Origin of the sequence: Bacteroides zoogleoformans (assembly GCF_002998435.1) — a bacterium.
Lineage (GTDB): Bacteria > Bacteroidota > Bacteroidia > Bacteroidales > Bacteroidaceae > Bacteroides > Bacteroides zoogleoformans.
This window is the reverse complement of sequence record NZ_CP027231.1, coordinates 194396-216969: the sequence shown is the minus strand read 5'-3', so window position 1 is coordinate 216969 and position 22574 is coordinate 194396. Positions and strand designations below refer to the sequence as shown.

The following is a 22574-nucleotide window of genomic DNA, read 5'->3' as shown; positions in this document are numbered from 1 at the left end:
AAGTGACGGATAACAGAAGATAGCCCTAAAAAAGCTATACCATTATAGTTAACTTTGTAAGTGAAAAAAACAATATTAACTCATAACGATATAGCTTATGAAACGTGTACAAAGTAACACATTAGATTTTAGTGGACAAAATATTTACGTAGGAATTGATGTCCACCTGAAGAGTTGGTCGGTAGCAATCTTATCGAAACATTCAGTACTGAGAAGATTCAGACAAGATCCGGAGCCGGAAGCGTTGCATAAATATTTGGTAAGCAATTATCCGGGTGCCAATTACTTCTCAGTTTATGAAGCCGGTTTCTGTGGCTTCTGGATACACGAGAAGTTGACGGATTTAGGTATCAACAATATAGTGGTCAATCCTGCGGATGTTCCGACGATGAGCAAGGAGAAATTACGTAAGACCGATGCGGTGGATTGCAACAAGCTCGCCCGTGAGTTACGTTCAGGTTCGTTAGAAGGGATATATGTTCCGGGAACTGACATCCTGGAAATGCGCTCTTTGATAAGGCTGAGAAACCTGATAGTAAAAGACAGCACACGTGCCAAGAACCGTATCAAATCATTGCTTCGTTTCCATGGAGTGGAAATACCGGAAGAATTTACCCGGAGTTCAATCGGGTGCTGGTCGAAGCGTTTTCTGAATTGGCTGCACTGCCTTGAACTCTCAACGGAGTATGGAAAGAAAACACTGGAGCTTCACCTTGAGCAGTTCATCCGCTTGAGGAAGATGCTGCTGCAGGAAACACGTGCCATCCGTGAAATATCCCGGAAAGCACCATTCGACAAACCGATACGCCTGCTGACATCCGTTCCGGGTATAGGTGTTACAACCGCCGCTACCCTGATGGTCGAGATTGACGATATTGTCCGTTTCAGCAATGCGGACCATTTAGCCTCTTTCATTGGATTGGTTCCCATGTGTCATTCCAGTGGTGATAATGATAATGTGGGTGACATTACACCCCGTCGGCATTTCATGCTCCGGTGTCTGTTGGTGGAAGCCGCATGGGTTGCCATCCGGAAAGACCCGGCCATGACAATGGCTTATACGGAATACCGGAAACGGATGAATCCGCAAAAGGCTATTGTGAAAATTGCCAGACGGTTAGTGAACAGAGTCTATTTTGTACTTAAACATGAAAAGGAATATGTGCCATGTGTTATCAAATGATATAGAATCCTATAAGGTAAAACAACTTTCTTTTGAGAGAAATACTACATATCTTTTGCGGCTTTGAAGTCCGCTCAAAAAAGTCTGTAACTCTCATTACATGGTTTGACTGATAAAGGAACTTGCGGCTCACTTCGTTGATGTCCGCTGTGGAAAGTTTGTTTTACCATAGGATTTTGGCTCAGGTTTTCTTAGCCATATCAGACAGTATCAGTAATACAAAAAGAGAGGCGTGTAACCGCCTCCACAAGTAGCATTACTGCGTGCCGTCAGGATGCTTATCGCTGGTAGGTTGCTCCTCAGCAGAGCCTACTTCCTCTTAACATCCTGATACAAAGATATAATACAAAAGTTAATTATTAATGAATTATCCAACTTTGTTTGGATTTTAAATGGAAAGTTATATGGGAAATTATCTTTAGGCATCACCTTAACCAAATCCATAGAGAAGATTACACTATCATATTTACCACAGCTAAGTAATAATTCTGCATTTCCTATCACATCTGCATTTTGGGTTAAATCAGTATGAGCAACCAAAATATCAAACAGATTAGCATAATGGCATTCTTTAAGTTTTGATGATGGATTAATATCCTTAAAGCCATCAGCCTTAAAGCCTCCATTACGTCCAAAGTTTTTTTATAGTAGCCATAGCAATATTTGAACTATCAGCCAATTCTTCACCTTTATAAGAATATCCACCAATAAAAGATGCTATTTCAGATAAAGTCGTTTCGTTCCAGTTTGGATTGGGATTATCCACGAACCAAGCCTTGAACAACGCCTGCGCCTGCTGCTCTAAATTATCATTTATCCGGCGGTTCAGCTCTATTTTGTCATCAAAGGAAGAGAGAATTTTCCCAATTTGCTTTTGAATAGACAATGGGGGAATACGGAATTTATAATTACCAATCGTACCATTGATTGATACCAATATTGTTCGATTATTTAGTGGCTTCTTATATTTATTAGCTTCACTAAAGGACACTCGTTTGGTATCATTCTTAATAGATATACGACCGTCTTTTAGATTATTCCCATTAATAAAGAAAAATTCTCCTTTGTCATCGTATATGGGTGTGCCATGAAGTCCATCCCCTAAAATTGTACAGACATCCCTTAATTTGTATTCCTTCCATTCTCCTATCATAATAATCAATCATTTTGTTCATAATAATATGAATAATCAATACCTTTCATAAACATTTCTCTGTCGTCAATCTTGGTGGTGAGTGCTGGTTTTACCAAAGCCTTGATATGTATACTATCAGACACACTCTCACGCATTGCCGACAAATACTCGTTTTTGTCTATTTGGCTCCAGTCCACACACAGCTTGAGAGAACGTTTCAGCATGAGATCAAGCCAAATACGAGTGCTGCGACCATTACCCTCCATGAAGGGGTGAGCTACGTTCATTTCCACGTATTTGTCCATAATCTCATCAAAAGTGGTTTCGGGCATTCGCTCTATTGTTTGCAAAGTTTCAGGGAAATGCATACAATTAGCGAAAGTAAAGCCTCCTTTGGATATATTCTTAGTACGGATTTGACCTGCAAAGTCATATAATCCTCCAAAGAGATAAGCATGAATCTGCTGCAGACACTTGATGCTACCAGGCTCTGCCGTTTTCAAGATGCCACTCTCAAAAAGTTGATAGGCTTTCTTCTTGCTCTGCCCATCAATAGTATTATCGCTGTATGTAAACCAGTCAAGGAACTCATTTGCTCGATTGTTAGGATAGTGCTTTGCTAATAAAGCCACTCCTTCACTATCAAGAACATCTGCAACACGCAACTTTCCATCTGGTGCTTCAAATTTAAAGTCGTGAGTGGCACTCACAGGTTCAATGCCGTCTTGCTTCAACTTACGTTTTAGCCAACGCCAATAGTTACCTGCTTTGGTGTAGTCGGGTTCGTTGTTGATGGCTCGTACAATATCAGTGGCTGAGAACCACCAACAGTTTTGTTCCTCGTCCCATACCGCCCTCACTTCACGGTCGTTGAAGAAGCGAATTGATTTCTTATGTTGTTCTTTCTTCTCTTCCATAAATGAGAATTTAGCTGTTTAAATCGTTCGTTTTCACTTCCCAAAAACCATTCCTTTTGCCGTTTTTGCGCTCGATGATGCCTTTTTCGGTCAAATTCACGGTAATGGTCTTTACTGTTCTCTCAGATTTGCCTATATGTACCGCTATTTCTTTTTGCGTGGCTTTAGGCTGTTCTCGTAAGAAATTCAACACAGCGATTTCTTCTAAAGTGCAATCCAAAGTGCAAAATTTGCACTTTGGGACTGTCCCGTTTGATGTATTTGCACCTTGAATGTCTTGTTCGGAAAAATCCTTTATAAGCATTGTTCGGTTCTTTAGCTCGTTTTGTTCGGAGAGAATGAGGTTTCTAAAGAATGCTTCGATATATTCGGTGGTGGCGTAAATGCCTTTGCTCAAATTATTATAATTGGCACGAACCAAGGCATTGCGGAAATACCACGAATGATTTGCAAACGCTTCATTGCTGATGTCAAAACCAAAAGTGCGCAGGTATTTGATGATGAATACAGCCGTTGTGCGGGTGTTACCCTCACCAAAAGCGTGAATTTGCCATATTCCGGAAACAAACTTGGCGATGTGTGTGATAGCATCGTTGATGTTCAAATCCTTATAGCTGAAATTCTTTTCCTGCATGAAATCGTAATCGAGCGTTTCTCGTATGCTGTCAGCGCTGGCATAAAGCACGGTTTCACCTTTCAGTACCCATTCCCTTTTGGTGATATTGTAATCTCTGATTTTTCCTGCAAATTTATAGATGCCTTGAAAAAGGCGACGATGAATGGTGATATACTCAATAGGCGAGAAAGTGAACGTTTTTTCCGATAAAATTTCGGCTATACGTGCCGAAACCTTATCAGCTTCTTCCGTTCTGTCTTCTATGTCAGCTCTGACGGTCTTAGACTGATAATAGCTATCAATCAGTTGTTTGGCTTCTTCAATAGTTATATCGCCCTCAATATGCTGGCGTGCCGTTTGTATCAGATACTCTGAAGGCTTCAAATCGTCCACTGCCTGCAATCCGATGGCTGTTTGCCAAGCATAGCCTTTTTCTCTTTTCTGAGGCTCTCCCTGTCTTATATATTCTTCAAAGTCATTCATAATATATAAATATAGCAGTTTAACCACAAATAATCGTAGCCTATTGTACTTCGTTTACGTAGTTTTCAATTTCACGATTCCACTTTATTGTAACCACGCCGTTCTTTATCTCCGGATAGAAATAGATCGAATCTTTCTGAGAAGAAAGGTGTTGTGCATCTATTGAATATATGCGTGTCCTTTTACCATCATTGACATTCACTATCAAGATATTAAAATCAGAGCTATTTCCGTATTTCACCCTACATTTCTGACTTTTTCCTATATTTCTATTTAACGTGAGTTCGACGAATTATAAGTGTCTATAAATTTGGTGATTAGCGAAATTTGTTGTAACTTTATAGTAGTGAAATACAAAGAATTACAACTAAAAATCGCTATGATCACCGAGAGCAAAATTACAGAAATATTTTGTATGGCAGACGACTTCTGCAAGTTTTTGATACAATGATGGCAAAATACACGCTAAAACCGCTCAAGAAGAGAAAATATCATCGTGACAGCATGATGTCAAAGGCGAAAATCATGCTTATCATGATTCTCTTCCACGACTCCGGCTACCGCTGTCTGAAACATTTCTATCTTGAAAAGGTGTGCAGGCATCTGCGCCATCTGTTTCCCGAAGAGAACTGCTCAACTTCATGATAACACCCGGTGACATTGACGACCGCAAGCCTTTGGAATACAAGGACTTTGTGAAATTCATATACGGCAAGTTGGTTGGGGATAAGGGATATATAAGCAAGAGGCTCTTCCAACGGCTGTTCGTGGACGGAATACAGCTTATTACCAAGTTGAAAAGCAACATGAAGGGTGCGCTGATGAGCGTTTCCGACAAACTGCTGCTCAGGAAGAGGGCTATCATTGAGACTGTGAATGATGAACTCAAGAACATTGTGCAAGTGGAACACTCCAGGCATAGATGCTTTGAGAATTTCATCGTCAATTTATTGGGGGCTATTGCCGCATACTGCTTGTTTCCAAAGAAGCCGTGCATCAATGTAAAAAGAATATTTGATACGCAGCTTGCTTTATTATGAATTCGTCGAACTCACGTTAATTTAAAATGTTTATACTTAAAATGGCAAACTATATGCCGAATGTCTTTCTATAATCATAGTATGTTTTTATAGCTTTTTCTTGTATCAATAAAAGTTTATTTCTACTTTTGGCAAGTAAACTTCTTTTATGGAAAGATGAAAAAAAAGAACAAAATAAACAAAGGATGGACAATCTGATACTATGAAATTCTTGGAGATATTTTTTTGGACAAGTTTATTCGTGGTATTCTATACCTATATCGGTTATGGGATATTATTGTACATTCTTGTCAGAATAAAAGAACTTTTCAATCGGAAAACAGATAGCAATGCCCCCGGCGATGACAGCTTACCGGAATTGACTTTATTCATTGCCGCTTATAATGAAGAAGAGGTGGTGGATGAGAAAATGCGAAATTGCTTGGAGCTGGACTACCCTGCCGAAAAACTGCATATTCTTTGGGTGACCGACGGAAGCAACGACCGAACCAACGAGCGACTTTCGCATTGGCCGCAAGCCACCGTACTTCATCGTCCTGAACGTTTGGGAAAAACCGCCGCCCTAAACCGGGGTATGCACTTTGTAGAAACCCCTCTTGTCGTATTTACAGATGCCAACACCAACCTCAACCGCGAGGCGCTGCGAAAAACAGCATACGCCTTCAATAATCCCAAGGTGGGCTGCGTGGCGGGAGAGAAGCGTATCGCTGTTCAAAACAAGAATAATGCAGCTTCCGGTGGAGAAGGCTTGTATTGGAAGTATGAATCGGCCCTGAAGGCTCTTGACTCACGACTTTATTCAGCGGTGGGTGCGGCAGGCGAGTTATTTGCCATTCGCCGCGAACTTTTCGAAGAGATGCAACCCGACACTTTGCTCGATGACTTTATCCTATCTATGCGTATCGTCATGCGAGGTTACACCATAGCCTATTGCGCCGATGCCTATGCTGTTGAAAACGGGTCGGCCGACATGAACGAAGAACAAAAACGCAAAGTACGCATTGCCGCCGGTGGCTTACAGTCCATCCGGCGGATGCGTCCATTGCTGAATCCATTTCGTTACGGAGTCTTCAGCCTTCAGTATGTCTCACACCGCGTACTGCGATGGTCGCTCACTCCGGTTTTATTGTTTCTGTTGCCTCCCCTCAATGTCATCTTGCTTTTTGCTACCGACCGGTTGGCTCTATATGCTTTCATCGGGGTGTTGCAAACACTGTTTTACCTCATGGCAGGATGGGGGTATTATTTATCGACCAAACATATAAAAAACAAAATACTCTTCATCCCCTACTATTTTCTCTTCATGAACGTCAACGTCATAAGAGGGGTCAGATATTTGCTGAAGCGCAGGAACAGCACAAACGGCACATGGGAAAAGGCACGAAGAGCATGACCTAAATACTACAAAAAATGAAAGACATTCTACGAAAGCCGGAAAATGCTGAAAGATTGCTGAAGATGACAGCGGACACCATGCTTATCCTGGATGAAAAAGGAACATGTGTGGACATGGCTGTATATAACATCGACCTCTGGTTTATGAAGGAAGAGATATTATTAGGTAAAAATTTATTCGACGTGCTTCCGGCATCCACTTGTGAACAATTCTATCCGGATTTTAAAAAAGTACTGAAGTATAAGATACGTTCCGCCAATAACTATGCAATCACCTTGAAAGGCATCACCTACTACTTCAAGTGCATCATGTATCCGTTTGACGGAATGGTACTCTGCCAATACCGAGACATCACCGAACGCAGCCAACGGAAGTTGGAACTGGAAAAAAGGAATCACGAACTGAATGAAATTCAGAAAGCCGCCCTCATCGGAAGGTGGCAATACGATTCGGACACCGCCTTGTTTTCTTATATCGGACATACCGGCGTCATGTGCTCTGATGAGTTGCAATATATTCATCAAGACCATTATTTGGAAGCGATTATTCCCGAAGATAGGGAAAGTTTCCGGAATTGGCTGAAAGATAACCTGAAAGGCAAAATGGAAAATAACATAGACTATCGTCTCCTTTTTAAAAAAAAGATCTACTATATCCGTCTCAAGACTTTTGCACGCGAATGTCATAAAGATGGAAATATCACATTGGAAGGCTATATACAAAACATCACCGACATAAAGAAACGGCGCAACGACATCAATCTGCTGACGCATGCCATCAATAATTCCACCGAGGATATCTATTCCGCCCACGAAGACGGAACTCTGATATTCTGCAACCGTCGCTTCAAGGAAAGGCACCAGATTGATGAGAATCAAGACATCTCAACCTTGAAAGTCTATGATTTGCCCACATTCGTAAGAGATAAGAAAGCATGGAAAACATTTGCCGCCACCGTAAAACGAGGAGAACTGACACATGAATACATCCTTCATAACCCGATACCACAACATCCCGAAGTCCTTGCCATAGAAGGAAATGCTTATTGGGTGACCAGCGACAAGGGAGAAGGAACGGTATGGGCTTTCGGAAGAGATGTGAGCACACGCATCCGGCAGGAGCAACAAATCAAGCAATTTAACCAGATTCTGGATAAAATCATGGAAAACCTGCCGGCAGGAATCGTTGTAAAAGATATCAATAACGAATTTAAGTACATCTATCGCAATAGAGAGGCGTACAACGGTGCCATCACAGTGCAAAGCATATCGGGAAAAGACGATTTCGACTTCTATCCACCAGAGGTGGCCCTACAAAAAAGGAAAGAAGACATTGAAATAGCCCAAACCGGCCAAGAAAAGCACTGGATTGCTGAAAAACAAGACGCGAAAGGCTCTGCCATCTATCTGGATAAACGGAAAATAAAAGTTGAGAGCAATGACTTCCCTCCATTTCTGTTGGACATCGAATGGGATATCACCGAAATGGAACAGATGAAACGGGAACTGATGGTGGCCAAGGAAAAAGCCGAAACCTCCGATAGGCTTAAATCGGCCTTCCTTGCCAACATGAGCCACGAAATACGCACACCGCTCAATGCCATTGTGGGTTTTTCGGGCATCATTGCCGAGAGTTCCAACGCCGAAGAGAGACTAAATTATTACAAAATAGTAGAAGCAAACAATGAGCGTCTGCTCCAGCTCATCAACGAAATCCTCGACCTGTCAAAAATAGAATCGGGCTTCGTTGAATTTACCATCGCACCTATATGCCTTCATAAACTTTGCAAGGAACTGCACGAGGCACTCACCTTCCGCTGTCCGCAGGAGGTACAACTCATTTTTGAGGAATCGGATGCAAGCATTGTGATAGATGGAGACAAGAACCGGCTCTTCCAAGTGATATCCAACCTGATAAGCAATGCCTTTAAATTCACCATCAGCGGAAGCATCACTTACGGCTACCGCAGAGAAGGCGATGAGGTCAGGTTCTACGTCACCGACACAGGACTGGGCATTGCGCCTGACAAGGTGGAACATATATTCGATCGTTTTGTAAAAGCAAACGACTTTGCCCAAGGCACAGGACTGGGACTGTCTATCTGCAAAATCATCATAGAACGGTTAGGCGGACGTATTTCCGTATCTTCCGAGTTTGGCAAGGGAACAACTTTCACATTCTTACTCCCGATAGAATCGGCCGACAAGAAAGCTACAAAAGAAACAGTGTCCGATTGCTGCATAGTGGAGCCCATCGTTCCTACGGGAAAAGCTGCTACCGAGGTTCCCCTCCCTTTTTCCGAAAAGGACATGCCCGCAGTAAAAACGAAAGAAAACAACGACTCCCGTTCCATTATTCTGGTGGCCGAAGATACAGATAGTAACTACGTCTTAATCAAAGCCATATTAGAAAATAACTACCGGCTGGAACGCGCCAAAGATGGGATGGAAGCCGTCACCATGTTCGAGAATACACATCCCGCTCTCATCTTGATGGATATCAAAATGCCTAATCTCGACGGATTGGATGCCACCCGTATCATTCGGGAGATTTCACCGGATATCCCCATCATTGCACTTACAGCGTACGCCTACGAAAGCGACCGTCAAGCTGCCTTCGACGCAGGTTGCAGCGATTTCCTGGCGAAACCGTTCAAGATAGAAACACTGAAGGAACTTGTCAAGAAGTGGCTGAAATAAAACAAGACAGAATCCGACAAACTCAGACGTACGTCTCAAGCATCCTCACTGTGCCTTCGGGAATAATTGTAACTTCCTGGGTAGTGGCCGGAAGCAAAACCGTCTCACCGGCTTGCATGAGAAGTTCATTCTTCTCATCATCTACAATGCGGCAAGCGCCTTCCACGCATATGAATATGACGAATGAGTCCAATTCGGAATAATCACAAGTGATTTCTTCTGTCATATCATATACAGAAGTCGTGAAGTATGGACTTGCCACTATTTCTACCGGTTCGTTCGGTACCAGTTCGTATTCGGTACGAAAATCATCCTGCACATCCGCAAAATTGATGGCATCCATAGCCTGTCCGGTATGCAACTCTCTTAAATTACCATCTTTATCCCTGCGGTTATAATCAAAGATACGATAGGTTATATCAGATGTCTGCTGAATTTCAGCCACAAAAGCCCCCGCCCCTATTCCATGCACACGGCCTGCCGGAACATAGAAAACATCTCCGGGTTTAATGGCACAAGTCTGTAGCACCTCGGCAAATGTACCGTTATACACCCTCTCTTTATATTCTTTCGGAGTTATTTGTTCGGAAAAGCCGGAAATCAATTTCGCATCCTTATCCGCGGAAATAACATACCACATTTCATTCTTGCCAAAGCTATTGTGGCGTTTCTTTGCCAGTTCATCACCCGGATGTACCTGAATCGACAAGTCCAGCTTAGCGTCAATAAACTTTATCAATAAAGGAAATTTAGAACCAAAACGAGCATAGTTGGCTTCACCAACCAATTCTTCCTTATACTTTCTGACCATTTCAGATAGTGTCAGCCCCTTGTCGGCGCCATTAGCCACTATTGACTCACTACCTTCTACCGCCGAAACTTCCCAACTCTCACCTACATTAGCGAGGTTATCATTCAAATGTTTGAATGGAATAATCTTGTCGCCCCCCCAAAGTGTTTGCTTCAGAATAGGCTCAAATTTAAGAGGATACATTTGTTGTTATAATTAAAACATTCTGTTAATGATGTGTTTTTTAGATTACGGGGACAAATTTACAAAAAAATACCGAATTGCATTCTATTAACAAAACGCTAAACTTTCCTAAAATGCTTTCTATATTTCCTCTCAATTACTTGGGAGAACAAAAGAATTTCTTTTTCTTTGCAAGAAATTTAAATCAGCCATGAATATGATGAACACTCCAACAGAAAATAATCTGTCCGGTCTGGACAGAAATAAATTTCAAAAAAATATCAATAGCAAAAAAACCGATTTGTTCATCCTGAAAAATGCGCAGGGCATGGAAGTAGCAGTAACCAATTACGGCTGTGCAATACTTTCCATTATGGTTCCCGACAAAGCAGGGAAATATGCCAACGTTGTTTTAGGACACGATAGCATCGAGCACGTAGTCAATAGTCCGGAACCTTTTTTGAACACTACCATCGGCCGCTACGGCAATCGCATAGCTAAAGGTAAGTTTACATTGTATGGTGAGGAACACCAATTGACAATCAACAACGGTCCCAACTCATTGCATGGTGGACCAACCGGTTTCCATACTCGTGTATGGGATGCCGTACAACCCGATCAGTCTACTGTTATCTTTAATTACACCTCTGTGGACGGAGAAGAAGGTTTTCCCGGCAATTTGAAAGTAGAAATGACATATCGTCTCGAAGACGGAACCAATGCTTTGGTAATAGAATACCGAGCCACCACGGACAAAGCCACCATCGTGAATCTGACCAATCATGCTTTCTTCAATCTTGCCGGCATAGCCACTCCCTCTCCTACCGTTCTGAATCATATCATCACCATCAACGCCGATTTTTATGTTCCTATCGACGAAGTATCTATTCCTACGGGAGAGATATTAAAGGTAGAAGATACGCCTATGGATTTCCGCACTCCTCATGCCATTGGAGAAAGGATTGATGGAAAATTCGAGCAATTGGTAAATGGCAGCGGCTACGACCATTGCTATGTTCTGAATAAAACAGAAAGCGGAGAATTGAGTTTGGCAGCCACCTGTACCGACCCCGATAGCGGACGAACGATGGAAGTATATACAACGGAAAACGGTGTCCAACTCTATACCGGCAACTGGCTTAATGGGTTCGAAGGCGCCCACAGAGCCACATTCCCTGCCAGAAGTGCCGTTTGCTTTGAAGCTCAATGCTTCCCCGACACACCCAACAAGGCCCATTTCCCATCAGCCATCTTGCTGCCGGGCGATGAATACCAACAGGTAACCATCTACAAATTCGGCGTACAAGAATGAAATAACTAACCTAATTTATAAACTTATAATTTTAAAGAAACCATGACACAACAAAAACAGAATGGTAAACTCATCGCAATTATCACGATGATCTTCCTTTTTGGTATGATCTCATTTGTTACCAACCTTGCCGCCCCTATGGGGATTGTACTGAAAAATCAGTTTTCAGTATCCAACGCATTAGGAATGTTGGGTAACTTCGGTAACTTCATCGCATATGCAGTGATGGGAATACCAAGCGGCATTTTATTACAACGAGTAGGATATAAGAAAACAGCATTGATAGCAGTAGCTGTCGGCTTTATCGGTGTAGGTGTTCAATATTTGTCCGGCCATGCCAGCCCTGAGGCAGCGTTCGCAGTATATCTGATCGGTGCATTCATTGCCGGTTTCTCCATGTGCTTGCTCAATACGGTAGTCAACCCAATGTTGAACAAACTCGGCGGTGAAGGCAAAAAAGGAAACCAGCTTATCCAAGTTGGTGGTTCTTTCAACTCTGTAATGGCCACTATCACTCCTATGTTTGTAGGTATCCTGATCGCCGGTTCCATCGAAAAAGCCACAATCTCTCAGATATTCCCTGTAATGTATACTGCAATGGCTGTATTTGCTTTTGCATTCTTTGTTCTCTTGTTCGTACCCATACCGGAACCCAATGCTGCAACAACCACTGAACCTATCGGCAAACTAATGGCCGGAGCGTTGAAGTTCCGCCATTTCGTATTGGGCGCTATCGCAATCTTTGTATATGTAGGTGTTGAGGTAGGCGTACCGGGTACGTTGAACCTGTTCCTGACCGACCCTATTGAAAAAGGAGGAGCCGGTATTCCTTCCACTATCTCCGGTTTTGTTGTAGGAACATATTGGTTTCTTATGTTGATCGGTCGCTTGGCAGGTGTTTCATTGGGTGCAAAAGTATCCAGTAGAGCCATGCTCATTTTCACATCTGCATTAGGTCTGATTTTAGTATTTCTTGCCATCTTCTCATCAATAGGTTCGTTTGTCAATCTGCCGGTACTTCAACAAAGTGAAACCGGAGGTTTGTCTTTCGGACTTGCAGAAGTACCCATCAACGCCATGTATTTAGTATTAGTGGGTCTTTGCACTTCTATCATGTGGGGCGGAATCTTCAATCTTGCAGTAGAAGGGTTAGGTAAATATCTGGCCGCTGCTTCCGGTCTGTTCATGGTATTGGTATGTGGTGGAGGTATCTTGCCTGTCATTCAGAATTGGGTGGCCGATATAGCAGGTTTCATGCCTAGCTATTGGGTTATCATTGCCGCTCTGGCATATCTACTGTTCTACGGTTTGATAGGTTGCAAGAATGTCAATAAAGACATTCCTGTGGAATAAGTGAAAAGAAAAAATATTCACCTTATAAAATATAAATATCATGGATATAGAATACGTAAGAAGTCGTTTCATCAAGCATTTTGACGGAACAACAGGAGCTGTCTATGCATCTCCGGGTCGCATCAACCTTATCGGTGAGCACACAGATTATAACGGTGGGTTTGTATTCCCCGGAGCTATTGACAAGGGAATGATTGCGGAATTAAAGCCCAATGGCACCCAAACAGTGAAAGCTTACTCCATCGACTTGAAAGACTATGTAGAGTTCGGCTTGAACGAAGAGGATATACCTCGCGCAAGCTGGGCAAGATACATTTTCGGTGTATGTCGGGAAATGATAAAGAGAGGGGTAAACGTTAAAGGCTTCAACACAGCCTTTGCAGGTGACGTTCCTTTGGGCGCAGGCATGTCTTCGTCTGCCGCTTTGGAAAGCACATACGCTTTCGCATTGAACGATTTATTCGGTGAAAACAAAATCGATAAATTCGAATTGGCAAAAGTGGGACAAGCCACCGAGCACAACTATTGTGGTGTCAATTGCGGTATCATGGACCAGTTTGCTTCTGTATTCGGGAAAAAAGGCAGCCTCATCCGTTTAGATTGCCGCTCATTGGAATATCAATATTTCCCATTTGACCCGCAAGGCTACCGCTTAGTGCTTGTTGATTCTGTGGTGAAACACGAATTGGCCTCTTCGGCCTACAATAAGCGTCGCCAAAGTTGCGAAGCAGCAGTGGCAGCGGTTCAAAAGAAACACCCGCACGTAGAATTCCTGCGTGATGTAACGATGGAAATGCTTCAAGAGTCCAAAGAGGAGATTAGTGCAGAAGACTACATGCGCGCAGAATATGTCATTGAGGAGATTCAACGCGTACTGAGCGTATGCGATGCCTTGGAAAAAGGTGACTATGAAACTGTGGGACAGAAAATGTATGAAACCCATCAGGGAATGAGCAAACTGTATGAAGTAAGCTGCGAAGAGCTTGACTTCTTAAACAACCTGGCCTTTGATTGTGGCGTCACCGGTTCACGCGTAATGGGAGGTGGATTTGGCGGATGTACCATCAACTTGGTGAAAAATGAATTGTACACAACATTCATCGAAACAGCCAAAGAGCAATTCAAGAAGAAATTCGGAAGAAGTCCGAAGATCTATGATGTGGTCATCAGCGACGGTGCTCGCAGATTAGAATAAAAGATTGATTCAGGAAGGTAGCTTTAAAACACCTTTACTGTGCTTTTAGGCGCAGATTACGCAGGATTCACGAAGTTTATAACGAACGTGCCAACTTGCGAAATCTGCGCCTAATCCAATATTTTTTCTACCTTTGCATTATAAATGACAAGGATGAATGATATGAAGAAACAGCTTATAATGGTAATCGCCTCGCTGCTGATGTTGGCAGGATGTGGTTCTGTGCCCGTCACCGGACGAAGACAAATACTTTTGGTATCCGACCAGGAAATACTGACTTCCAGCCTGACCCAATATAGGGATTATATAAAAACTGCCCCGAAGTCGGCATCGACGCGACAAGCGGCAATGGTGACACGCGTAGGGAAAAGAATTGCAGCAGCTACCGAGCAATACTTGAAACAGAACGGACTGGCTGAAGAGGTGAAAAATTTCTTTTGGGAGTTCAATCTGGTGAAAGACGGACAAATCAATGCTTTCTGCATGCCCGGCGGAAAGATTGTGGTATATGAAGGACTGATGAAGTTAGTGTCTTCAGATGACGAACTAGCGGTGGTTATCGGACATGAAGTGGCCCATGCCGTAGCGAAACACAGTAATGAACGCATGAGTCAACAAATATTGGCGCAATATGGCGCACAAATATTAAGCCTGTCACTCACGCAAAAAAGCGCCGCCATACAAACAATCGCCAACCAGGTGTACGGTGTGGGTGCACAATATGGAATTATGTTGCCTTTCTCCCGTAAACATGAGCTGGAAGCAGACTATATGGGACTGATTTTTATGCGAATGGCAGGCTATAATCCGGATGTTGCCGTCAAGTTCTGGCAAAAAATGTCATCCGGCAATACAGTCAAAGTGCCTGAACTGATGAGTACCCACCCTAGTGACGCCCGCCGCATCAGCGATATACAGAAAGCATTGCCTGAAATCAAGGCCAAATACAAATAAGCGTCTGAATTTCATGAAACTTTCTTTTTCAAACGTAAACTTCCACACATCAATAAAGCAGATGGCAGACAATTATCTCGAAAAGCAGATGGAACAATATCAAGCCCGCAAGGCCGCATGGGAAAAGGAGTGCAAGTATGGAAAGAAGAAAGCACATATTCCGGCTTCTCCGAAACCGCAGCAATCCGAAAACTCCTCCACTGCCACTGAGAAGAAATAAGCATAAGGCAAACCGTCCCTGCACCGAAACTGTTCTTTTTATATTGTTATGTTGCATTCTTTCTCCACCTCCATCGCCGATATACCGCTTCCGGAAAGGTTTACCTATCCTTTTTGCTACACACCGCATCCTCTATGCGTATTGGCTGCGAAAGAAGTGCAGAGTTATCTCAACAAGCAATCCGAATGGCAAGAAGAGTTGCGTAAAGGCAAAATGTTCGGTGTATTGGCAGTGCAAACCGAGGAGAACGAGATTGCCTTTTTAGCGGCCTTTTCGGGTATATTGGCCGGAAGAAACCTGCATCCCTACTTCGTGCCGCCCATATACGATTTTCTGCAACCGCAAGGATTTTTCAAGATAGAAGAAGAAAACATCTCAGCCATTAATCGAAGCATCAAGTTGCTGGAAGAAGATGAAAGCTACATCAGGCTGTTGGCGGAACTGAACCGGCACATACAAGCCGGACAAGAAGCATTAGCTCTGGCCAAGGCAGAACTTAAAGAAGCCAAAGCAAGAAGAGAACAACGCAGGCAAGCGGGCATGACAGACGCACAGGAGGAAGTTACACTGATACGTGAAAGTCAATTCCAAAAAGCGGAGTACAAACGGCAGGAGCACGCTTGGAAAGAGAAAACTGCCGCTCTACAGGCACAGGCCGACAACCGGCTGAAGCAGATACAAAATTTAAAAGCAGAACGCAAACGACGTTCCGCCGCATTGCAGCAAGAGATATTCGCACAGTTCAAAATGCTGAACCGACGCGGGGAGTACAAGAACCTCTGCGAGATATTCGAGCAAACCGTACACAAGACTCCTCCGGCCGGCGCGGGCGAATGCGCCGCTCCCAAATTGTTGCAACAAGCCTATCTGCATGGATGGAAGCCGCTGACCATGGCAGAGTTCTGGTGGGGAGAATCTCCTAAGACAGAGATACGCCATCATGGACATTACTATCCCGCATGCAAGGGGAAATGCGAACCTATTCTGCGCCATATGCTACAAGGATTGCAGGTTGAAGAGAACCCCTTGTTGAAAGAGATGCAGACACAAGACAAAAAGCCGGAAATTGTCTACGAAGACCGATGGTTGCTGGTAGTAGACAAACCGGCAGGCATGCTATCCGTACCGGGCAAGGAAGACATAGACTCCGTATTCAGCCTGATACGTAAACAATATCCGGAAGCCGACGGCCCCCTATCGGTTCATCGTCTCGACATGGCCACCTCCGGTCTGTTATTAATAGCCAAAACCAAACATATACACCGGGATTTGCAAGCTCAATTCAGATACCATCTCATCAAGAAGCGCTATATCGCCTTGCTTGACGGGACGGTGCAAGCAGATCGCGGCACCATTGAGCTTCCTCTCTGCCCGAACCCTTTAGACCGCCCCCGGCAAATGGTGCATATCCAATACGGCAAGCCCGCCATTACAGACTTCGAGGTCTTGGAGCGTATCGGCAGACAGACCCGTATTGCCTTCTATCCGCATACCGGCCGTACCCACCAACTTCGCGTACATGCCGCTCATTTGCTCGGTCTGAATTGTCCCATCAGCGGAGACGAACTATACGGGAAAAAGGCCGAACGACTGTATCTGCATGCCGAAACCTTAGAATTTACACACCCCGTAACCGGGGAAATAATGAAAATAACCCGAAAAGCGACATTTTAAGCATATGCTCCAATGACCAAACAATGCAGAAAGAGGACTTCATGGCATGTTTCTACATCCCTGTTATCACCTCCAAGAAGCAGTAACCTCACTTAAGAAAGATAAAACTTCCTGTCATTTGTTTTAAGGCAAAAGGCGAACCGGAAAAATAGAGACTTACACTTCTCAGCTCTTACTCAAAACTCCTCAGCATCCTGATTTCTTCCGCCCAAAGCGATTCGTCGGGCGTTTCCAGAATAATCGGCATGTCATTAAAACGGGCATCCGCCATGAAACGTCTGAAGAAGTCAAGTCCTATCAATCCTTTGCCTATGCTGTCGTGCCGGTCTACCCGACTTCCTAAAGGCTTCTTGGAGTCATTCAAGTGAATGGCACGAAGATAATGAAAACCTACTGCTGTATCAAATTCGTCAAACACTTTGTCGTACTCATTCACAATGTCATAACCGGCAGTATAAGTGTGGCAAGTGTCCAGACAAACACCTACACGCGACTTGTCGTCCACACGGTCAATGATATACTTCAGATGCCAAAGCTCATTCCCGACATTACTCCCCTGCCCGGCTGTGTTTTCGATGACAGCCGTCACGCCCCGTGTCTTCTCCAAAGCAATGTTGATGGACTCTGCTATCCTGTCCAGACACGCTTCTACGGAAATCTTATTCAAATGACTGCCGGGGTGGAAATTCAACATACGCAATCCCAGCTGTTCGCAACGCTGCATTTCGTCCTCAAAAGCTATGCGGCTCTTCTCCAGCCCCTCTGCTTCCGGATGTCCCAAATTAATCAGATAGCTGTCGTGGGGCAGGATGTGACAAACATCCAAACCATACTTGCCGCAATTCTTCTTAAACAATTCCACATTCTCGTCAGCCAGCGGCTTTGCCACCCACTGACGCTGATTCTTTGTAAACAGGGCAAAAGCATTTGCCCCTATCTCATGGGCATTGACGGGAGCTGATTCGACTCCGCCGCTTGCCGACACATGCGCACCTATAAATTTCATATTCCCCATTCTAAATTATTCTTTCATAAAATCCCACAGACATTGTTTCATGTCCACACATCCATTCTTCTTGAACTTCACATGCTCAGCCTCCAGCAGCCCTCTTTGTTCTGCCCAAAAGGGCACAGGCCTACCTTGGCTGTTCACCACCCGGTGACAAGGCAAATGCCATTCGGAAGGAACATTGTACATGGCATATCCCACCATACGGGCATGTTGAGGTTTACCTATCAAGTAAGCTATTTGCCCGTATGTCAACACCTTGCCCGAAGGGATAGCAGCTACAATGTTATAGACTTCTTTCTTAAAAACGTCTTGATCCATGAAAATGTTGAATGGAGAGATTTTTTAGTTGAAGTAGTATAAAAAGACAGCGATGCCTTCGAGTGCTTTCTTCTTCTCTCCCTCAATCTCAATGGCAAATTTAATTTCCGCCTTTGCCACCCCACGCAAGTTGGACAAAGAGTGCAAATCGGCCACCAGGCGAATACGCTGTCCCGACAACACAGCCTGGCCGAATTTCATCTTATCCATGCCATAGTTTATCATCATCTTCAGATTGTTTACTTCAATAATCTGACTCCACAGGTAGGGCAACATGGACAATGTAAGATATCCATGGGCAATAGTACTCTTGAAAGGACTTTCTACCTGGGCCCGTTCTGCATCCACATGAATCCACTGATGATCCAATGTAGCATCGGCAAAAAGATTGATACGTTCCTGAGGAAGACCTACATAATCTGAAACACCGATTTGCCGGCCTACCAACTTTTCAAATTCCTCATACGAGTTGATAATCACTTTCTTCATAAATACGCTGTTTTTATTGTGTTATAAGTTCTTAAGTTCATATGTCCCATATGCACATCGTCATCTGCCTGCCTCCCGTAAAGAGTTGAACGAATGTTCGCAAAAAGCCGATACAAGCTTGCAAAACAAGAATGGTGCTCAAACTTCGGAAGAACAGATGAAAAAACTGCACAAATATATTCTTTTATTCCTGCACGTACAAAAAAGCGGATATTAAACTGTTTTGATTTTCTTTTTTAAGTTTTATCGGCACTCTCTGAATTTATTTTCATTTTTTTTGTCTGTTTTTCGAAGAAGAATAGCCGGCTATGTGACGAAGAAAAACAGACAAAATCCTCAAAAGCAACTTCCGTAAGGAAGCTGAAGTAAAATCAAAAACAGTTTCTAAAAGCGATATCGTTGATAACGCAAAATATTTGTGTATTTTTGTCTGCCATAATATTATGGGGTGGCGGTCTGCCAACGCCTTCTTATTCTTTTTTCTTCGGTCGTGCCGAGATAATGACAAATGTCATGGCGGGATATAACAAAATACATAACAGAATTAAACTTGAATAACATGAACTTCTTAGAACTTGTAAAGAGCAGATATAGCTGTAGGAGCTATCAGTCAAAGAATGTTAAACAGCAAAAGCTGGACTATATCATGGAATGTGTGCGTTTGGCTCCTTCGGCATGCAACAAGCAGCCGTGGAAGTTTCGCGTCATCACCAATGAGAACGACAGGAAGAAACTCGCCCGATGCTACAACCGTGAATGGTTTGCCACGGCACCTGTTCATATCATCGTCTCTATTCTGCATGACGAGGAATGGGTAAGAGCTGACGGAAAGCATCATGGAAACATCGACATAGCCATAGCGGTAGAGCACCTTTGCCTGGCAGCTGCGGAGCAAGGGCTTGGCACCTGCTGGGTCTGCAACTTCGACGCTGAACTTTGTAAAAAGAGCTTTGATTTGGATGAAAACGAAGAGGCTGCCGTCCTGATACCTATCGGGTATCCTTCCGATGAAGCAAAGGAGAAGAAGCGTAAAGCAGCGGAAGAAATCATCGTTGCAAAGCAAGACCTGTGAAATAAAGGATAGAAAGGAATAATAATATCAAGAAACAAAATGCCCCGCCGGAACTTTTTTGAGAGGGGGTAGGATGAGTATACGACTGAAGCAGGATCAGTATAGGACTGATGTCACATCAGTATAGGACTGATCCGGTCACATATTTTTGCAAGCATGAAAACGCCTACTGACACCGAATACATACGTGCCCTGATAGCAGAGGGCGAGCATCAACAGCAGGACTTCAAATTTGAAATATCCGATGCCCGCAAGATAGCCAAAACACTATCCGCCTTTGCCAATACGGAAGGAGGGCGCCTGCTCATCGGAGTGAAAGACAATGGAAAAATTGCCGGCGTACAGTCTGATGAAGAACAATACATGATAGAAGCGGCCACACAGTTGTATTGTCATCCCGAAGTGAACTTCCACGCACAGACCTATCATGTGGAAGGACACAGCATTCTGGTCATAAAAATAGATGAAAGCGAACAAAAACCCATATATGCCAAAGACGAAGCGGGGAAACGTCTTGCTTATCTGCGTATCAAAGATGAAAACATACTGGCCACTCCCATCCATTTGCGCGTCTGGCAGCAAAGCGGAAGCACCGAAGACGAACTGATGGAATATACAGAACGGGAACGATTGCTGCTCAACCTGTTGGAAGAAAACGGCAGGTTATCTTTAAACCGATACTGCCGGCTGTCACATCTCTCCCGACGTGCCGCCGAACATTTACTGGCAAAGTTCATACGATATGGCATAGTAGAGCCGGTATTCGAAGGACATAAGTTTTATTTTAAATTGAAATAAAGAAAGACAAACGATGTATCCTCACGCCTCTATTTCAAAAAAAAGTCTTACTCTCTCACAAATCTTGTTTTCACGAAAAATCACTTCAAAAGAAGTAGAAAAAGCCCCGGAGTGCTGGCGAGAATCAACTTATTTCGTACTTTTGCAAACGCAATTACTGCGGCAATTATAAAATATAAATCATAAACCATACGTAATATGGGCATATTGACCAAACTGTTCAACAAGAATACCGGAGAAGTATCTTCCAAAAACGTAGAAGACTTCGTTTCACTGACACGTGTCTATTTTCAGTCCGTGATAGCGGCCAATCTGGGCATTACCAATATCCGTTTCATTCCTGATGTAGCCAACTTCAAGCGTCTGTTCAAAATCCCGACGCAAGGAGGACGTCTGGGGCAGGCAGAAAAAACAGCTTCGCGCAAAATGCTGATGCAGGACTACAACATCAGCGAGAACTTTTTCAAAGAGATAGATGCTTCCGTAAAGAAGCACTGCCGTACACAGAACGATGTGCAAGGATATCTTTTCATGTATCAAGGCTTTTCCAACGATCTGATGATGCTTATGGGCAACTTGATGCAATGGAAGTTCCGCCTGCCTTCTTTCTTTAAAGGAGCACTGCGCAGCATGACGGAAAAGACAGTGCACGACGTCTGTACAAAAAACGTGTGGAAAAAAGACGATGTACACAAAACGGCCATGTCCGTGCGTCAATATAAGGAGCGTTTAGGATATTCGGAAGAATGGATGTCAGAATATGTATATAACATAGTGATGCTTGCCAAGAAAGAGCCTAAGAGTAAAGAGGCGGATCAGAAATAGAAAAGGCAAAAAGAGTTTTACATCAAAGCCCTATTCAGTGCATGCCGAATAGGGCTTATTCTCTGATAATAAGTGCGCAAAGATGGAAATAGAACAACATCCCCTCAAACCTTTCCTCCCCGAGAATGCAAACCTGCTGATGTTGGGTAGTTTTCCACCACAAAAGAAACGATGGTCGATGGATTTCTACTACCCCAATTGGGGAAATGATATGTGGCGAATTATCGGCTACGTGTTCTTCAATGACAAGGATTATTTCGTAGACAAAGTAAAGAAAACCTTCGATAAGGAACATATCGAAAGTTTCCTGAATGAAAAAGGAATTGCTTTATTCGATACAGCAACGGCAATACGACGCCTGCAAGACAATGCTTCGGATAAATTCTTGGAAGTGGTACAACCCACAGATATCCAAGCCCTACTGCGTAGGCTTCCGAAATGTAAGGCTCTTGCCACCACCGGTGAAAAAGCCACCGATATCTTATGCCTTCAGTTCTCCATTGAAAAGCCCAAAGCAGGCAACTTCGCAGAATTTCTTTTTGAGAATCGTTCATTACGTCTTTACCGGATGCCATCCTCCTCGAGAGCCTATCCACTTGCATTAGAAAAAAAAGCGGCGACTTATCGTATTATGTATCAAGACCTACAGATGTTGTAAACAACTTTCTCCAAGCAATAACCGCATCGGTTTCCAGCTTATTTGAAAGTTTCAATTATCTTTCTGAACGTCAAGACCACATACAATTCTCACAAGAGATTATATTTTGAAACTAAGTTCGTAAACAATCGTTTTGAAGCTCGTTCACTGCGATCTCTCACGCCATAAAGACAGGAGTGATCTTGACTTTTTCTTATTATACCGACATATAAATCGCAATTTATATCTAAATTTGCTGCAAAATATCTCTAT

General features: G+C 43.4%; 20 protein-coding genes and 1 pseudogene. 14 read left to right on the top strand and 7 right to left on the bottom strand.

What is annotated here, in order from left to right:
* The first annotated feature begins 97 nt into the window (after positions 1 to 97).
* On the top strand, positions 98 to 1183 hold the full coding sequence (locus C4H11_RS00980; RefSeq protein ID WP_106040103.1) for an IS110 family RNA-guided transposase: 1086 nt from the start codon (positions 98 to 100) through the stop codon (positions 1181 to 1183).
* Between the two features lie 625 nt (positions 1184 to 1808).
* On the opposite strand, the gene C4H11_RS00975 is transcribed toward C4H11_RS00980, so the two are convergent.
* From C4H11_RS00975 to C4H11_RS00965, 3 genes are read right to left on the bottom strand one after another with little or no spacing between them, the layout of a single operon-like run.
* Positions 1809 to 2336, bottom strand: a complete 528-nt coding sequence (locus C4H11_RS00975) for a restriction endonuclease subunit S (protein WP_205729973.1) — start codon at positions 2334 to 2336, stop codon at positions 1809 to 1811.
* Between the two features lie 5 nt (positions 2337 to 2341).
* Positions 2342 to 3235, bottom strand: a complete 894-nt coding sequence (gene fic / locus C4H11_RS00970) for a protein adenylyltransferase Fic (protein WP_106040102.1) — start codon at positions 3233 to 3235, stop codon at positions 2342 to 2344.
* Positions 3236 to 3245: 10 nt separating this feature from the next.
* The gene (locus tag C4H11_RS00965; protein ID WP_106040101.1) at positions 3246 to 4334 is read right to left on the bottom strand and encodes a Fic family protein; all 1089 of its coding nucleotides are present in this window, start codon (positions 4332 to 4334) and stop codon (positions 3246 to 3248) included.
* Positions 4335 to 4713: 379 nt separating this feature from the next.
* On the opposite strand from C4H11_RS00965, the pseudogene C4H11_RS00955 reads away from it, so the two are divergent.
* From C4H11_RS00955 to C4H11_RS00945, 3 genes and pseudogenes are all read left to right on the top strand, one after another.
* A pseudogene (locus C4H11_RS00955) lies at positions 4714 to 5374 on the top strand (transposase).
* Positions 5375 to 5576: 202 nt separating this feature from the next.
* Positions 5577 to 6767, top strand: a complete 1191-nt coding sequence (locus C4H11_RS00950; RefSeq protein WP_106040099.1) for a glycosyltransferase family 2 protein — start codon at positions 5577 to 5579, stop codon at positions 6765 to 6767.
* A 17-nt stretch (positions 6768 to 6784) separates the two neighbouring features.
* Positions 6785 to 9469: an ATP-binding protein gene (locus C4H11_RS00945; RefSeq protein ID WP_106040098.1), complete on the top strand. Its 2685-nt coding sequence runs from the start codon at positions 6785 to 6787 to the stop codon at positions 9467 to 9469.
* A 22-nt stretch (positions 9470 to 9491) separates the two neighbouring features.
* Here the strand turns inward: C4H11_RS00945 and C4H11_RS00940 are convergent, their stop codons facing one another.
* On the bottom strand, positions 9492 to 10463 hold the full coding sequence (locus C4H11_RS00940; protein ID WP_106040097.1) for a type I phosphomannose isomerase catalytic subunit: 972 nt from the start codon (positions 10461 to 10463) through the stop codon (positions 9492 to 9494).
* A gap of 196 nt (positions 10464 to 10659) precedes the next feature.
* Between C4H11_RS00940 and C4H11_RS00935 the strand changes: the two genes are divergently transcribed.
* From C4H11_RS00935 to C4H11_RS00915, 6 genes are all read left to right on the top strand, one after another.
* Positions 10660 to 11754: an aldose epimerase family protein gene (locus C4H11_RS00935; RefSeq protein WP_106042982.1), complete on the top strand. Its 1095-nt coding sequence runs from the start codon at positions 10660 to 10662 to the stop codon at positions 11752 to 11754.
* Positions 11755 to 11796: 42 nt separating this feature from the next.
* Positions 11797 to 13107, top strand: coding sequence for an MFS transporter (locus C4H11_RS00930; protein WP_106040096.1), 1311 nt, complete (start codon positions 11797 to 11799; stop codon positions 13105 to 13107).
* A 40-nt stretch (positions 13108 to 13147) separates the two neighbouring features.
* On the top strand, positions 13148 to 14302 hold the full coding sequence (gene galK, locus C4H11_RS00925; protein ID WP_106040095.1) for a galactokinase: 1155 nt from the start codon (positions 13148 to 13150) through the stop codon (positions 14300 to 14302).
* Positions 14303 to 14464: 162 nt separating this feature from the next.
* Positions 14465 to 15256 carry a M48 family metallopeptidase gene (locus C4H11_RS00920; protein WP_106042980.1) on the top strand — a complete coding sequence of 264 codons (792 nt, stop codon included), beginning with the start codon at positions 14465 to 14467 and terminating at the stop codon, positions 15254 to 15256.
* 61 nt (positions 15257 to 15317) lie between these two features.
* Entirely contained in the window at positions 15318 to 15476 is a 159-nt protein-coding gene (locus C4H11_RS14115; RefSeq protein WP_164996496.1) for a hypothetical protein, read from the top strand.
* 48 nt (positions 15477 to 15524) lie between these two features.
* On the top strand, positions 15525 to 17150 hold the full coding sequence (locus tag C4H11_RS00915) for an RluA family pseudouridine synthase (protein ID WP_106040094.1): 1626 nt from the start codon (positions 15525 to 15527) through the stop codon (positions 17148 to 17150).
* Positions 17151 to 17322: 172 nt separating this feature from the next.
* Here the strand turns inward: C4H11_RS00915 and nfo are convergent, their stop codons facing one another.
* Genes nfo through C4H11_RS00900 form a run of 3 tightly spaced genes read right to left on the bottom strand, consistent with a single transcriptional unit; the run spans position 17323 to position 18969 of the window.
* Positions 17323 to 18156 (bottom strand): deoxyribonuclease IV, encoded by an 834-nt coding sequence (nfo, locus tag C4H11_RS00910; RefSeq protein ID WP_106042978.1) that lies wholly within the window; start codon positions 18154 to 18156, stop codon positions 17323 to 17325.
* A gap of 15 nt (positions 18157 to 18171) precedes the next feature.
* A complete protein-coding gene (locus C4H11_RS00905; protein WP_106040093.1) occupies positions 18172 to 18480 on the bottom strand; it encodes an MGMT family protein in 309 nt (102 codons plus the stop codon).
* A 24-nt stretch (positions 18481 to 18504) separates the two neighbouring features.
* Positions 18505 to 18969 carry a MaoC family dehydratase gene (locus tag C4H11_RS00900; RefSeq protein WP_106040092.1) on the bottom strand — a complete coding sequence of 155 codons (465 nt, stop codon included), beginning with the start codon at positions 18967 to 18969 and terminating at the stop codon, positions 18505 to 18507.
* A 559-nt stretch (positions 18970 to 19528) separates the two neighbouring features.
* Between C4H11_RS00900 and C4H11_RS00895 the strand changes: the two genes are divergently transcribed.
* The 4 genes from C4H11_RS00895 (at position 19529) to C4H11_RS00880 (ending at position 22322) form a co-directional block, all read left to right on the top strand.
* Complete coding sequence (locus C4H11_RS00895) at positions 19529 to 20041, top strand: nitroreductase family protein (protein WP_106040091.1); 513 nt, start codon at positions 19529 to 19531, stop codon at positions 20039 to 20041.
* A 156-nt stretch (positions 20042 to 20197) separates the two neighbouring features.
* Positions 20198 to 20839 (top strand): AlbA family DNA-binding domain-containing protein, encoded by a 642-nt coding sequence (locus C4H11_RS00890; RefSeq protein ID WP_106040090.1) that lies wholly within the window; start codon positions 20198 to 20200, stop codon positions 20837 to 20839.
* A 198-nt stretch (positions 20840 to 21037) separates the two neighbouring features.
* Positions 21038 to 21664: a hypothetical protein gene (locus tag C4H11_RS00885; RefSeq protein WP_106040089.1), complete on the top strand. Its 627-nt coding sequence runs from the start codon at positions 21038 to 21040 to the stop codon at positions 21662 to 21664.
* A gap of 82 nt (positions 21665 to 21746) precedes the next feature.
* Positions 21747 to 22322 carry a uracil-DNA glycosylase family protein gene (locus C4H11_RS00880; RefSeq protein WP_106040088.1) on the top strand — a complete coding sequence of 192 codons (576 nt, stop codon included), beginning with the start codon at positions 21747 to 21749 and terminating at the stop codon, positions 22320 to 22322.
* The last annotated feature ends 252 nt before the right edge of the window (positions 22323 to 22574 follow it).

Coding starts and splice junctions, on each gene's coding strand:
- C4H11_RS00950 (WP_106040099.1), top strand. CDS start 5,577: ATGAAATTCTTGGAGATATTTTTTTGGACAAGTTTATTCGTGGTATTC.
- galK (WP_106040095.1), top strand. CDS start 13,148: ATGGATATAGAATACGTAAGAAGTCGTTTCATCAAGCATTTTGACGGA.
- C4H11_RS00945 (WP_106040098.1), top strand. CDS start 6,785: ATGAAAGACATTCTACGAAAGCCGGAAAATGCTGAAAGATTGCTGAAG.
- nfo (WP_106042978.1), bottom strand. CDS start 18,156: ATGAAATTTATAGGTGCGCATGTGTCGGCAAGCGGCGGAGTCGAATCA.
- C4H11_RS00965 (WP_106040101.1), bottom strand. CDS start 4,334: ATGAATGACTTTGAAGAATATATAAGACAGGGAGAGCCTCAGAAAAGA.
- C4H11_RS00905 (WP_106040093.1), bottom strand. CDS start 18,480: ATGGATCAAGACGTTTTTAAGAAAGAAGTCTATAACATTGTAGCTGCT.
- C4H11_RS00900 (WP_106040092.1), bottom strand. CDS start 18,969: ATGAAGAAAGTGATTATCAACTCGTATGAGGAATTTGAAAAGTTGGTA.
- C4H11_RS00975 (WP_205729973.1), bottom strand. CDS start 2,336: ATGATAGGAGAATGGAAGGAATACAAATTAAGGGATGTCTGTACAATT.
- C4H11_RS00980 (WP_106040103.1), top strand. CDS start 98: ATGAAACGTGTACAAAGTAACACATTAGATTTTAGTGGACAAAATATT.
- C4H11_RS00930 (WP_106040096.1), top strand. CDS start 11,797: ATGACACAACAAAAACAGAATGGTAAACTCATCGCAATTATCACGATG.
- C4H11_RS00890 (WP_106040090.1), top strand. CDS start 20,198: ATGAAAACGCCTACTGACACCGAATACATACGTGCCCTGATAGCAGAG.
- C4H11_RS00880 (WP_106040088.1), top strand. CDS start 21,747: ATGGAAATAGAACAACATCCCCTCAAACCTTTCCTCCCCGAGAATGCA.
- C4H11_RS00935 (WP_106042982.1), top strand. CDS start 10,660: ATGATGAACACTCCAACAGAAAATAATCTGTCCGGTCTGGACAGAAAT.
- fic (WP_106040102.1), bottom strand. CDS start 3,235: ATGGAAGAGAAGAAAGAACAACATAAGAAATCAATTCGCTTCTTCAAC.
- C4H11_RS00915 (WP_106040094.1), top strand. CDS start 15,525: ATGTTGCATTCTTTCTCCACCTCCATCGCCGATATACCGCTTCCGGAA.
- C4H11_RS00920 (WP_106042980.1), top strand. CDS start 14,465: ATGAAGAAACAGCTTATAATGGTAATCGCCTCGCTGCTGATGTTGGCA.
- C4H11_RS00885 (WP_106040089.1), top strand. CDS start 21,038: ATGGGCATATTGACCAAACTGTTCAACAAGAATACCGGAGAAGTATCT.
- C4H11_RS00895 (WP_106040091.1), top strand. CDS start 19,529: ATGAACTTCTTAGAACTTGTAAAGAGCAGATATAGCTGTAGGAGCTAT.
- C4H11_RS14115 (WP_164996496.1), top strand. CDS start 15,318: ATGGCAGACAATTATCTCGAAAAGCAGATGGAACAATATCAAGCCCGC.
- C4H11_RS00940 (WP_106040097.1), bottom strand. CDS start 10,463: ATGTATCCTCTTAAATTTGAGCCTATTCTGAAGCAAACACTTTGGGGG.